Below are 11,202 nucleotides of genomic sequence, written 5' to 3' on the forward strand. Positions count from 1 at the left end.
GCCGCCGCTCAGACGCCCTCGGTCTGCGGATGGGTGCGCTGGCCCCGCGCACGCAGGCGGTTCAGCGCATTGAGATAGGCGTTGGCGGAGGCGATCACGATATCCGTGTCCGACCCCTGGCCATTGACCACCCGGCCGCCCCGCTCGAGCCGCACCGTCACTTCGCCCTGCGCATCCGTGCCGGTGGTGATGTTGTTCACCGAGTAGAGCAGCAGTTCGGCCTCCACGCCGAGAATGCCATCAATGGCCTTGAACGCCGCATCCACCGGCCCGTCACCGGCTGCCGAGCTCTGCCGCTCCTCGCCATCGACATTGAGGGTGACGTCCGCCACCGGCGTCTCGCCGGTCTCGGAGCAGCAGCGGAAGGCCACCAGGGTGACGCCCTGATCCTCCTCCAGCGCCGCCACCGCCTCAGTCGCCACCGCCTGGAGGTCTTCATCGAAGATCTCGTGTTTCTTATCGGCGAGGTCCTTGAAGCGCTGGAAGGCCTCGTTGAGTTGTGCGGCCGTCTCGAAGCGGATGCCCAGTTCGTCGCAGCGGCTGCGGAAGGCATTCCGCCCTGAGTGCTTGCCGAGCACCATGCGGTTGGTGCCCCAACCGACATCCTCCGCGCGCATGATCTCGTAGGTCTCGCGGTGCTTGAGCACGCCGTCCTGGTGAATGCCCGACTCGTGGGCGAAGGCGTTGATCCCGACGATGGCCTTGTTGGGCTGCACCTGAAAACCGGTGATATTGGCCACGAGCTTCGACGTCGGCACGATCTCACGGGTCTCGATGCGCGTATCGCAGGGGAAATCATCGCGCCGGGTGCGCAGCGCCATGACCACTTCCTCGAGTGCGGCATTGCCGGCCCGCTCGCCCAGGCCGTTGATGGTGCACTCGATCTGCCGGGCGCCCTCGCGCACCGCGGCGAGGGAGTTGGCCACCGCCAGGCCGAGATCGTTGTGGCAGTGCACCGACCATACGGCGCGGTCGGAATTCGGTACACGCTCGCGCAGCCCACGGATCAGGCCGGCGAACTGTGTTGGCAGGTTATAACCCACGGTGTCCGGGATGTTGATCGTCGTCGCACCGGCCTCGATGGCCGCCTCGATGATCCGACAGAGGAACTCCGGATCGGACCGGCCGGCGTCCTCGGGCGAGAACTCGACATCGTCGCAGAGGTTGCGTGCCCGGCCCACCGCGGCGACCGCGCGCTCCACCACCTGATCGGGCGTCAACTGGAGCTTTTTCTCCATGTGCACCGGCGAGGTGGCGATAAAGGTATGGATCCGGCCCGCCGGCGCTGGCGCAACGGCCTCACCGGCACGGTCGATGTCCTGGTCGTTGGCCCGAGCCAGTCCACAGACGCGGGCGTCGGTGATGGTCTCCGCCACCGCCCGGACGGATTCGAAATCGCCCTGGCTGGCCGCCGGAAATCCGGCCTCTATGACATCCACCCGCAGCCGCTCCAGTGCCCGGGCGATGCGAACCTTCTCCTCGCGCGTCATGGACGCGCCCGGCGACTGCTCGCCGTCGCGCAGCGTGGTGTCAAAAATAATCAGGCGGTCGGCTTCGCTCATCGTTCCCGGTCCTCGCGATGTTCCCTTGGCGGCATTCTAACCCGCCTGCCGGCGTTTGCGACGCCGCCGGCGCCGCAGCACCGTGAGCACCGGACCGGAGCCGAGGTAGGTGAGCGCCAGCGCGAACAGTACGGTGGGTGGATGCACCGACATCAACGCCACGCCCATGACCCCGAGGACCATGACCACGAAGGGCACGCGATAGCGGAAGTCGATTTCCTTGAAGCTGTCGTAGCGGACGTTACTGACCATCAGCACGCCCGCCAGCACCGTGATGACCAGCGCCGGAATACCCGCCGGCCAGCCGCCGAAATCAAGGCGGTCACCGGCCCAGACCAGGCCCGCCAGCGTAGCCGCCGCCGCCGGGCTCGGCAGCCCCTGGAAATAGCGTTTGTCCGCCACGCCCACCTGCGTGTTGAACCGGGCGAGGCGCAGCCCCGCGCAGGCGGTATAGATGAACGCACCCAGCCAGCCGAGCTTGTCCCAGACCGGGCCAAGCTCGCCAAGATCCTCAAGCGCCCAGAGATAGACCACCAGCGCCGGCGCGATGCCGAACGAGACCATGTCGGCGATGCTGTCGTACTGCACGCCGAAATCGCTCTGGGTGTTGGTGATGCGGGCGACACGCCCGTCCAGCCCGTCCATGACCATGGCCAGAAACACGGCCACGGCCGCCGCCTCGTAGGCACCGGACTGCGCCGCCACCACCGCGTAGAACCCGAAGAACAGGGCCAGCGTGGTGATCAGATTGGGCAGAAGATAGATGCCGCGCCGGGATCGACGCGGCTCCGGGAGTTGCTCGGTCATGCCGACCTCGACGCGGCGGCCGCCGACGACATGCCGGGGCCGCCGGTTGGCAGCGGTGTCCGCTCCCTAGTTACGGCTGCGGTCCACCAACTGGTTGGCCTGGATCCACGGCATCATGCTGCGCAGCTTCTCGCCCACTTCCTCGATGGGATGCTCCGCGGCGCGACGGCGCATGGCCTTGAGACGGGGCTCGCCGGCCTGGCTCTCGAGCACGAATTCCTTGGCGAACTCACCGTTCTGGATCTCCTCGAGCAGCTCGCGCATGGCCTGCTTCGACTGCTCGTTGATCACCCGCGGGCCGCGGGTGAAGTCACCGTACTCGGCGGTGTTGGAGATCGAGTAGCGCATGTTGGCGATGCCGCCCTGGTAGAGCAGATCAACGATGAGCTTGGTCTCGTGGAGGACCTCGAAGTACGCCATTTCCGGCGCGTAACCGGCTTCGGTCAGCGTCTCGAAACCGGCCTCGATCAGCGAGGTGATGCCACCGCAGAGCACCGCCTGCTCGCCGAACAGATCCGTCTCGGTCTCCTCGCGGAAGCTCGTCTCGATGACACCCGAGCGGCCACCGCCGTTGGCGGAGGCATAGGCGAGGGCGACATCACGCGCGCGGCCGCTGGCGTCCTGGTGCACCGCGATCAGGCTCGGCACGCCGTTACCCTCGACGTAGGTCGAGCGGACCAGATGCCCCGGGCCCTTCGGCGCGATCATGATCACGTCCATGTCCGCGCGCGGCTCGATCTGCTGGTAGTGAATGTTGAAGCCGTGGGCGAAGGCGATCGTCCCGCCGGTCTTCAGGTTGGGCGCCACGTACTGCCGGTAGACCGCCGCCTGGTGCTCGTCCGGCAGGGTCATCATCACCAGGTCGGCCGCCGCCACGGCGTCGGCCACCTCGGCGACCTCGAGGCCCGCGGCCTCGGCCTTGGCCGCGCTCGCGGAGCCGGCACGCAGACCGACCACGACGGGGACACCCGATTCCTTGAGATTATTGGCATGGGCATGCCCCTGTGAGCCGTAGCCAAGGATGGCCACCTTCATGCCCTGAATGATGGAAAGATCGGCATCCTTATCGTAGTAGACCTTCATGACTCCCCCGGAGTGTGGATTCAGACACGCATTTGCTTGTCGCCGCGCGCAATGCCGATGACACCGGAGCGCACCACTTCCATGGGGGTCTTGTGCTCGAGCAGCTCGAGGAATGCATCCAGCTTGCTGCCGCGGCCAATCACCTCGATGGTGTAGGTCTTGTCGGTGACATCGACGACACGGGCGTCAAAGATATCCGCCAGTCGCTTGAACTCCTCCCGCGCCTCGCTGGAGGTGGCCTGCACCTTGACCAGCATCAGCTCGCGCTCGATGTGCGCCGAGTCGGTGATGTCCATCACCTTGACCACATCCAGCAGCTTGTTGAGCTGCTTGAGGATCTGCTCGACGATGCGCTCATCGCCCTGGGTGACCAGGGTCATGCGCGAGAGGGTGGGATCATCCGTGGGCGCGACGGTCAGCGAGTCGATGTTGTAGCCGCGGGCGGTGAAAAGCCCGGCGATGCGCCCCAGCGCACCGAACTCGTTCTCGACAAGGATGGAGATGATATGTCGCATAGCCCTGTGACCGGCGCCGGATGGTCCCAACTTTTGTCCGATGAAAGCCGCTCAAGTTACGGTGCCCGCTATTGGGCGTCAAGCGCGGGGGTGGGCGCTCCGCCCCCGGTCGGATAACCTGTGCAGCCTGGCATTCACCACAGGGCACGGATTCATGCGCACAAGCCGTTTTCCACTGTTCACGAGCAAGGAGACCCCGGCGGATGCCGAGATCGTCAGCCACCGGCTGATGCTGCGGGCCGGGCTGATCGAGAAGATCGGAGCCGGGCTCTACACCTGGCAGCCCCTGGGGCTGCGGGTCATGCGGCGGGTCGAGCAGATCGTGCGCGAGGAAATGGATGGCATCGGTGGACTCGAGGTGCTCATGCCCGCCGTCCAGCCCGCCGAGCTCTGGCAGGAATCCGGACGCTGGTCGCTCTACGGCCCGGAGCTGCTGCGGCTTCAGGACCGTCACGAGCGGGATTTCTGCATCGGCCCGACCCATGAGGAGGTCATCACCGACTACCTGCGCCGGGAACTGCGCAGCTACCGGCAGTTGCCATTGACCTACTACCAGATACAGACCAAATTCCGCGACGAGATCCGGCCCCGCTTTGGCGTGATGCGGGCCCGCGAATTCATCATGAAGGACGCCTACTCCTTCCACCTCGACCAGCCCTCGCTGGAGGCGACGTATCGCGACATGCACGGGGCGTACAGCCGCGTCTTCGAGCGCCTCGACCTGCGCTTCCGCTCGGTGGTCGCCGACAGCGGCGCCATCGGTGGCAGCGTCTCCGAGGAGTTCATGGTGCTGGCGGAATCCGGCGAGGACGAGATCGCGAGCTGCAGCGTCTGCGACTACGCCGCCAACACGGAGCTCGCGGCGAGTCGACCGGCGGTGCCGGCGGCGGCCGACGCACTCCCCGCCGAAGAGCGCGCCACGCCCGGCATCCACAGCGTCGCCGAGCAGTGCGAGGTCCTGGGACTGACCCCGGAGCAGGTGGTCAAGAGTGTCGTGGTCATGGCCGACGGCGTCCCGGCGGTGCTGTTCGTCGCCGGTGACGATGAACTCAACCTGGTCAAGGCCGCGCATGCCCTCGATGCCGAAGAGGTCCGCCTTGCCGAGCCCGATGAGGCCCTCGCCGCCACCGGTGTACCCCGCGGTTTCATCGGGCCGAAGGGGCTGCCCGACGGCCTGCGCCGGGTGGTCGACCACCGCGCCGCCGGGCTTGCCAATTTCTCGAGCGGCGCGGGGCGCGCGGACTGGCACTGGATCAATCTCAACTGGGGGCGTGATGCATCGCTGCCGGAGACGGCCGACCTGCGCACCGTCAACGCCGGCGAGGGCTGCCCCCGCTGCGATGAGGGTCAGCTCGAGATCCATCGCGGCATCGAGGTCGGCCATATCTTCCAGCTTGGCACCAAGTACAGCGAATCCATGGATGCCCGCGTCCTCGATGAGGATGGCGACCTGCAGCCGCTGATCATGGGCTGCTACGGCATCGGTGTCTCGCGGGTGGTGGCCGCCGCCATCGAGCAGAATCACGATGACCGCGGCATCATCTGGCCGGCTCCGCTGGCGCCCTTCGACGTCGCCATCGTCAGCATCGGGGCGGACCGCTCGCCGGCGGTGGCGGAGGCCGCCGAGCGCCTCTGCCAGGAACTCCGCGCGGCGGGGCTGGACCCGCTATGGGATGACCGGGACGCCCGTCCGGGGGTGAAATTCGCCGACATGGAGCTGATCGGCATTCCCCATCGCATCGTCGTGGGGGACCGCGGTCTCAAGGCCGGTACGCTGGAGTACCGCGCCCGAACCGGGGACGAGGCCGAGGACATCCCGCTCGATCATGCGGTGTCGGTGCTGCGCGAGCGGATCGGGTCACCATCGTCATCGAGCGCCGGGTAGTCCATACCCTGCGCTCGGCAATGCGCGGCGATTCTCGGGTGCAGCCACTCGAACAGCGTGCGGCGGTAGCGGTCCGGGTCGAGCCGCGGGGTGTCGTAACAACCCGCCGCCTGGCGCTGGCGCTGCGCCTCGAACAGGATCACGGCCGCGGCCACCGAGACGTTCAGTGACTCCACCAGCCCGGCCATGGGCACGACGATATGGCCATCCGACTGATCCGCCGCCACCCGGCTCACCCCCCATAGCTCCGCACCCATGAGCACGGCACAGGGGGCGGTGTAGTCCACTTCGCGGAAGTCCACGGCCTTCTCCGAGGCGTGCGCGGCATAGACGCACAGCCCGTCACTGCGGGCCGCCGCGATGGCGTCGGTGACGTGATCGTGGGTGACCGTGTGGATCCACTGGCCGGCGCCGGCCGCGCAGTGGCGATGGATATCCAGCCGACCGCCGCCAACCACGGCATGCGCCTGATAGACGCCCACCGCGTCGCAGGTGCGCAGGATCGCGCTCACGTTGTGGGGTTTGTGGACACCGTCCAGCAGCACGCGCAGATCGGGCTGGCGTCGGTCCAGCGTGGCCCGCAACCGGGCCAGGCGATTGGCACTCAAGGCTTGTCCTCCCTGGCGGTACTGCCGCTATTCTAGAGGATTATGGCTCAACGCATTCTCATCGCCGGCTGCGGCCGGCTCGGCAGCCGACTGGGACTGGAACTCGCCGCGGCGGGGCATCAGGTCACCGGCCTGCGGCGCAACCCGGAGGGACTGCCCGCAGGGATCGCCCCCTGCCGGGCGGATCTGTTCGATGCGGATCTCGCCGCGCGGCTGCCCACCGGACTCGACCGCGTCTATGCGATCCTCACCCCGGACCGCTATGACGACGAAGGCTATCGGGAGACCTTCGTCGCCGGGCTGGAGCGACTGTGCCAGGCATTGCGCGCCTCCGGTAATGCCTCGAGCCGGCTGATCTTCGTCTCCAGCACGGGGGTCTATGGCCAGGACGACGGTGGCTGGGTGGATGAATCGAGCGCCACGGAGCCGACCCGCTTCTCCGGCCGCCGGCTACTCGAGGCCGAGGCGGTCGCAGCCACGCATCCCGGTGGTGCGGTGATCGTGCGCTTCGCCGGCATCTACGGTCCGGGGCGGGAGGTGCTCCTCCGTCGGGTGGCGCGCGGCGCACCCTGCCAGGCCGATCCACCCCGCTACACCAACCGCATCCATGAAGCGGACTGTGCCGGCGTGCTGGCCCATGTAGGGGCGCTGGCGACACCGGCACCGGTCTATATCGGCGTCGATGACGCGCCGTGCACTCAGTGCGAGATCATGGACTGGCTGGCCGCTGAGATGGGACGACCCACGCCGCCCCGTGAGCCCGGGACGGCGGGTGGCCGGCGGTGCAGTAACCGGCGCCTGCAGGCCGATGGCTATCGCCTGCGCTATCCCGATTACCGCTCGGGCTACCGCTCGCTGCTCGCCGAACCCCGCTCCACCGTGTAGAGCGCGGGATCCTGCGCGGCGTAGAAAGCCGCGAGATCGCGCATGTCGCGCTCGCTGAGCGCCGCGGCCTGACCATTCATGATGGCATTCTGCCGATCGCCGCTCTTGTACGCCTCAAGGGCATGCAGCAGATAGTCGGCATGCTGGCCCGCCAGCATGGGGAAGGCCGGGTTATCGGCGGCCCCGGTCTCGCCGTGACAGGCGATGCATGCCTGGGATTTCTCCCGCCCGGCTTCGACATTACCGATGGGCTGCGCCTGGGCGATGCCGGCCGTGGCGAGAAGACCCGCGCCGATCATGCGCATCAACCGGTTCATTCCGCACCTCCCCGGCCCTCGGCCTCGAAGTAAGCGGCGATATCCAGCATGTCCTGCTCGCTCAGCGTGGCCGCCAGCGCCTGCATGGTGGCGTGCTGACGGTCACCGTTCTTGTAGGCCTGGAGCGCTGAGACGAGGTATTCCTGATGCTGGCCACCGAGCCTGGGCACGCGGTAAGAAGGGTAGGCGTTGCGGTAGCCCTCCACCGCATGGCAACCGAGACAGGTGTAGGCCTTGGCGCGGCCTGCTTCGATGTTGCCTTGGGCGGCGCTCACGCCCGGCAGCGCGAGCAGCAGCGCAGCCGCCCCCGCCGCCATCCATCGCATGCTGTTCATTGTGCTCCTCTCAGCCGGTCATCCCAGGGCGCAAGTATCGCGGGAAACTTGATATCGGTCAATTTAAGCGGACCCTTTAATGGGTCGTGAAGCCCTGGCTTCCCAGGTCATCGATCGCCGCGGCGGTCACGTCGGTGACCTCGGCGGCGGCCGGCCCCTCCCAGAGCCACTCGCCCAGCGCGCTGACGGCCGCCTCGTCGCCACAGGCCACCACCCGCACGCTCCCGTCGGGGAGATTCTCGGCCCAGCCCCGGAGCCCGAGCGCCCTCGCCCGGTCCTGCGTGCTCGCGCGGTAGAACACGCCCTGCACCCGGCCCCGCACCCTGAACTCACGGCATGAAATGGATGTCGCGCTCATCCTGATCCTCCGGCTCTTGCGCCCGGTCACCCTAACACCCAAGATTCGCGCCATGAGTTGCGAAATCCTGGTCCTCTACTACAGCCGCCATGGCGCCACCCATGCCATGGCCCGGCAGATGGCCCATGGCATCGAGCGGATCGACGGTGCCCACGCACGGCTCCGCACCGTGCCGCCGGTCTCCGAGATCTGCGAGGCTACGGCGTCACCGATTCCCGAGGCGGGCCCGCCCTATGCGAGCCTCGAGGAGCTCGGCGAGTGCGACGGGCTGATCCTCGGCAGCCCGACGCGGTTCGGCAATATGGCCGCGCCCCTCAAGCATTTCCTCGACCAGAGCGCCGGGCTCTGGCTGAGCGGCGCGCTGGCGGGCAAGCCGGCGGCGGTCTTCACCTCCACGGGCAGCCTCCATGGCGGCCAGGAGAGCACGCTGCTGTCGATGATGCTGCCACTGCTGCACCACGGCATGTATCTGTTGGGCCTGCCCTATACCGAGGCCGGCCTGACCGAGACCACCACCGGCGGCACGCCCTATGGCGCCAGTCACCTGGCGGGCGGCGAGGCGGATCGCGAGGTGGACGAAACGGAGGCCGCCCTCTGCCGGGCGCTCGGTGCCCGGGTGGCGGATGCCGCGCAGCGCCTGGCCGCGGGCGGCACGGGCGCGGGCCGATGAAGGTGCTGCGCGGCAAGGCGCCCACCGGCGAGTCAGCTACGCAGGTGGCGGGTTCCGGGCTCTATCGCTTCGCCGCAGGCTGTTATCTGGCGCTCATCGTCCTGCTGTTCGCGTGGCTCATCTGGCTCTCGCCACCACCACCGGGCCTGCGCAGCCCGCTGCTACTGGTCTTCCTGCTGCCGTTGCTCTTCGGCCTGCGCGGCGTGCTCAACCGCCGCCGATACACGCTGCAATGGACCGGCATGCTCATCCTGGTCTATTTCATCCATGGCATCCTCACGGCCACCGGCGGCTTCCCGGAGCGCTGGCTGGGTAGCGCCGAGGCCGTTCTGACCATCGGCTACTTCGGGGCCGTGATGCTTGTGCTCAGACGCGGCAAGCAGGCGCACAAGGCCCGTCAGGCCGAGGGTTGATCGTCCAGCACCGATTTGATGAAGGGCACGGTCAGGCGGCGGCCCGCCTGCAACGAAGCGGCATCCAGGCGCTCGACCACGCCCATCAGATACCCCAGATCACGGGCGTGGTGACGCAGCAGGTACTCGGTGCTCGCCGCCGGCAGATCGAGCCCCCGCCGGGCCACCGCCGCGGCCAGGATCCGGCGGCGCCGGTCGTCATCCGCCGCCGTCAGGCGCAGCCGCAGCAGCGAATCGAGCCGCGAGACGAGATCCGGCAGCCGGAGTCCGAGCGCTGAGGGCGCGGCCGGCGCGGAAACCACCATGAGCCCGCCGGCATCGCGAAGCCGGTTGTAGAGATGGAAAACGCCCTCCTGCCACTCATCCCGCCCAACCAGGCAGTCCAGATCGTCGATGGCGACCAGTGACAGGCCCTCGAGACCATCGAGCTGGGCGACGGGCCCCTCGACATGATCACCGAGGGGGATGTAGACGGCCGGGCCGCCGGCATCGCTGACCCGGCCGCAGGCGGCCTGCAGCAGGTGGCTCTTGCCGCTGCCCGGCGGACCGGTGAGGTAGAGGGATTGCGCCGCCGGGCCGCCGAGCGCCGCCACGGCCGCCGCTGACTGCTCGTTACCCAACGGCACGAACGACGCCAGATCCGCGGCATCACTCCAGCGGAAATCCAGTGCCAGTTGCGCGCCCGGGATGGATCCGCTCATCAGCGCCAGCGGTACCCATCATCCGCTTCACCCAGCCGCTCGTCCCGGGCCAGCGCCTCGAGGATCCGGGCCTCGTCGACGCTCACGGCGAGCTGCATCCGCACCTGTGTGCCGGACACGGCGGTGGTGACCACCCGCTCCACGCCGGTGAGCCCCTCGAGATAGCCCTGCAGACGCCGATGATCGGCGAGCGACTCGACGCCCGCCACCGTCAGGGCAACCCGGCGCCCCGCCTCCGGATCCGGGACGTAGGCATAGACCGGCCGCAGGCGTTCAGCCAGCACCCCGACCGCGGACGCCAGCGCAGGGCCCGTGCCCCCGGCCTCGGCCTGCCAGCGGTTTACAGGCTCCCCGGCGCCGGGCAACAGGAGCCAGCGCACCGCCACCGCCCCGTCATCGGAGATCCGCAGCCGGCCCGCCAGCACCGCCTCGCCGGCATAGCGTGCCGACGCCGCGCGGACCGGGTCGGCGAACCCCCCGGCGACATCCGCATAGCCGAGATCGCGGCGATCCCGCAGATCCATGAGCGGGAAGAGCAGGGAGAGGCCCGACGAGGCGGCCGCGGCCCGCAGACGCTCGCGCAGCGCCGCGCCCTGTTCGCCATCGACAAGGAAGCGCTCACCCGCCTGCTCGACCGCCAGCCAGACCACCACGGTGGGCGGTGGCGCCGGCCAGATGGCGACCGCCGCCTCGCCGAGCGCACCGCGCAGGCGCGTCTCGTCGAACCGCACCGCAAGCCGCATACCGGCATCTTCGTCCGCGGCGCGGTAGGAAAAGCCGACCAGATACCGCTCGGCCGAGGCACGGAGCCGCTCGGCCAGGTCGGTGCCGGTCACGGCCGCATCGCCGGTGAGCCGCACCAGCATCACATTCATCGCCTCGCCGAGCGCACGGTCACGGGCTGATTCCGATTCATCCGCCACGGGCACCAGGACCGCCTCCGGGGCCGACTGCGCCAGGGCCACCGGCAGCAGGCCGCCGAGCAGGATGACCAGACAGATCGCTCGCAGGGCAAAGCTCATCGGTTGGATATCCGGAACCTCCGCAAAAGGGCTTTTACGGT

General features: G+C 68.4%; 14 protein-coding genes. 4 read left to right on the plus strand and 10 right to left on the minus strand.

Going from position 1 to position 11,202, the window contains the following annotated elements:
- Window positions 1–8 precede the first annotated feature (8 nt).
- The 4 genes from V6X63_RS02780 to ilvN all read right to left on the minus strand — a co-directional run bounded on the left by V6X63_RS02780 (window position 9) and on the right by ilvN (window position 3,967).
- Complete coding sequence (locus tag V6X63_RS02780; protein ID WP_367967059.1) at window positions 9–1,562, minus strand: 2-isopropylmalate synthase; 1,554 nt, start codon at window positions 1,560–1,562, stop codon at window positions 9–11.
- 36 nt (window positions 1,563–1,598) lie between these two features.
- The gene (gene pssA / locus V6X63_RS02785) at window positions 1,599–2,369 is read right to left on the minus strand and encodes a CDP-diacylglycerol--serine O-phosphatidyltransferase (protein WP_367967060.1); all 771 of its coding nucleotides are present in this window, start codon (window positions 2,367–2,369) and stop codon (window positions 1,599–1,601) included.
- 66 nt (window positions 2,370–2,435) lie between these two features.
- The gene (gene ilvC, locus V6X63_RS02790; RefSeq protein WP_367967061.1) at window positions 2,436–3,452 is read right to left on the minus strand and encodes a ketol-acid reductoisomerase; all 1,017 of its coding nucleotides are present in this window, start codon (window positions 3,450–3,452) and stop codon (window positions 2,436–2,438) included.
- Between the two features lie 20 nt (window positions 3,453–3,472).
- A complete protein-coding gene (gene ilvN / locus V6X63_RS02795; protein WP_367967062.1) occupies window positions 3,473–3,967 on the minus strand; it encodes an acetolactate synthase small subunit in 495 nt (164 codons plus the stop codon).
- A gap of 154 nt (window positions 3,968–4,121) precedes the next feature.
- On the opposite strand from ilvN, the gene V6X63_RS02800 reads away from it, so the two are divergent.
- A complete protein-coding gene (locus V6X63_RS02800; protein ID WP_367978049.1) occupies window positions 4,122–5,852 on the plus strand; it encodes a proline--tRNA ligase in 1,731 nt (576 codons plus the stop codon).
- On the opposite strand, the gene trmH is transcribed toward V6X63_RS02800, so the two are convergent.
- Window positions 5,792–6,460 (minus strand): tRNA (guanosine(18)-2'-O)-methyltransferase TrmH, encoded by a 669-nt coding sequence (trmH, locus tag V6X63_RS02805; protein ID WP_367967064.1) that lies wholly within the window; start codon window positions 6,458–6,460, stop codon window positions 5,792–5,794. The genes V6X63_RS02800 and trmH overlap by 61 nt on opposite strands.
- Before the next feature lie 42 nt (window positions 6,461–6,502).
- Here trmH and V6X63_RS02810 point away from each other — a divergent pair, with 42 nt between their 5' ends.
- The gene (locus V6X63_RS02810) at window positions 6,503–7,345 is read left to right on the plus strand and encodes an SDR family oxidoreductase (RefSeq protein ID WP_367978050.1); all 843 of its coding nucleotides are present in this window, start codon (window positions 6,503–6,505) and stop codon (window positions 7,343–7,345) included.
- On the opposite strand, the gene V6X63_RS02815 is transcribed toward V6X63_RS02810, so the two are convergent.
- The 3 genes from V6X63_RS02815 to V6X63_RS02825 all read right to left on the minus strand — a co-directional run bounded on the left by V6X63_RS02815 (window position 7,306) and on the right by V6X63_RS02825 (window position 8,355).
- Window positions 7,306–7,662: a c-type cytochrome gene (locus tag V6X63_RS02815; RefSeq protein ID WP_367967066.1), complete on the minus strand. Its 357-nt coding sequence runs from the start codon at window positions 7,660–7,662 to the stop codon at window positions 7,306–7,308. The genes V6X63_RS02810 and V6X63_RS02815 overlap by 40 nt on opposite strands.
- The gene (locus V6X63_RS02820) at window positions 7,659–7,997 is read right to left on the minus strand and encodes a c-type cytochrome (protein WP_407826367.1); all 339 of its coding nucleotides are present in this window, start codon (window positions 7,995–7,997) and stop codon (window positions 7,659–7,661) included. Before V6X63_RS02820 ends, V6X63_RS02815 begins: the two co-directional genes overlap by 4 nt.
- 76 nt (window positions 7,998–8,073) lie before the next feature.
- Window positions 8,074–8,355: an acylphosphatase gene (locus V6X63_RS02825; RefSeq protein WP_367978051.1), complete on the minus strand. Its 282-nt coding sequence runs from the start codon at window positions 8,353–8,355 to the stop codon at window positions 8,074–8,076.
- Window positions 8,356–8,407: 52 nt separating this feature from the next.
- Between V6X63_RS02825 and wrbA the strand changes: the two genes are divergently transcribed.
- Complete coding sequence (wrbA, locus tag V6X63_RS02830) at window positions 8,408–9,025, plus strand: NAD(P)H:quinone oxidoreductase (RefSeq protein WP_367967068.1); 618 nt, start codon at window positions 8,408–8,410, stop codon at window positions 9,023–9,025.
- On the plus strand, window positions 9,022–9,438 hold the full coding sequence (locus V6X63_RS02835) for a DUF2069 domain-containing protein (protein ID WP_367967069.1): 417 nt from the start codon (window positions 9,022–9,024) through the stop codon (window positions 9,436–9,438). Before wrbA ends, V6X63_RS02835 begins: the two co-directional genes overlap by 4 nt.
- On the opposite strand, the gene hda is transcribed toward V6X63_RS02835, so the two are convergent.
- A complete protein-coding gene (gene hda / locus V6X63_RS02840; RefSeq protein WP_367978052.1) occupies window positions 9,423–10,139 on the minus strand; it encodes a DnaA regulatory inactivator Hda in 717 nt (238 codons plus the stop codon). The two genes, V6X63_RS02835 and hda, sit on opposite strands and share 16 nt — an antisense overlap.
- Window positions 10,139–11,161: a DUF2066 domain-containing protein gene (locus tag V6X63_RS02845; protein WP_367978053.1), complete on the minus strand. Its 1,023-nt coding sequence runs from the start codon at window positions 11,159–11,161 to the stop codon at window positions 10,139–10,141. Before V6X63_RS02845 ends, hda begins: the two co-directional genes overlap by 1 nt.
- Window positions 11,162–11,202: the final 41 nt, after the last annotated feature.

Origin of the sequence: Spiribacter onubensis, from assembly GCF_040838425.1 — a bacterium.
In the GTDB taxonomy this organism is placed as follows: Bacteria; Pseudomonadota; Gammaproteobacteria; order Nitrococcales; family Nitrococcaceae; genus Spiribacter; species Spiribacter onubensis.

What these genes read in the sequence shown, in the direction of transcription:
- wrbA (WP_367967068.1), top strand. Translation starts at nt 8,408, where the DNA reads ATGAGTTGCGAAATCCTGGTCCTCTACTACAGCCGCCATGGCGCCACC.
- hda (WP_367978052.1), bottom strand. Translation starts at nt 10,139, where the DNA reads ATGAGCGGATCCATCCCGGGCGCGCAACTGGCACTGGATTTCCGCTGG.
- ilvN (WP_367967062.1), bottom strand. Translation starts at nt 3,967, where the DNA reads ATGCGACATATCATCTCCATCCTTGTCGAGAACGAGTTCGGTGCGCTG.
- V6X63_RS02835 (WP_367967069.1), top strand. Translation starts at nt 9,022, where the DNA reads ATGAAGGTGCTGCGCGGCAAGGCGCCCACCGGCGAGTCAGCTACGCAG.
- V6X63_RS02845 (WP_367978053.1), bottom strand. Translation starts at nt 11,161, where the DNA reads ATGAGCTTTGCCCTGCGAGCGATCTGTCTGGTCATCCTGCTCGGCGGC.
- pssA (WP_367967060.1), bottom strand. Translation starts at nt 2,369, where the DNA reads ATGACCGAGCAACTCCCGGAGCCGCGTCGATCCCGGCGCGGCATCTAT.
- V6X63_RS02800 (WP_367978049.1), top strand. Translation starts at nt 4,122, where the DNA reads ATGCGCACAAGCCGTTTTCCACTGTTCACGAGCAAGGAGACCCCGGCG.
- V6X63_RS02810 (WP_367978050.1), top strand. Translation starts at nt 6,503, where the DNA reads ATGGCTCAACGCATTCTCATCGCCGGCTGCGGCCGGCTCGGCAGCCGA.
- V6X63_RS02825 (WP_367978051.1), bottom strand. Translation starts at nt 8,355, where the DNA reads ATGAGCGCGACATCCATTTCATGCCGTGAGTTCAGGGTGCGGGGCCGG.
- V6X63_RS02820 (WP_407826367.1), bottom strand. Translation starts at nt 7,997, where the DNA reads ATGAACAGCATGCGATGGATGGCGGCGGGGGCGGCTGCGCTGCTGCTC.
- V6X63_RS02780 (WP_367967059.1), bottom strand. Translation starts at nt 1,562, where the DNA reads ATGAGCGAAGCCGACCGCCTGATTATTTTTGACACCACGCTGCGCGAC.
- V6X63_RS02815 (WP_367967066.1), bottom strand. Translation starts at nt 7,662, where the DNA reads ATGAACCGGTTGATGCGCATGATCGGCGCGGGTCTTCTCGCCACGGCC.
- ilvC (WP_367967061.1), bottom strand. Translation starts at nt 3,452, where the DNA reads ATGAAGGTCTACTACGATAAGGATGCCGATCTTTCCATCATTCAGGGC.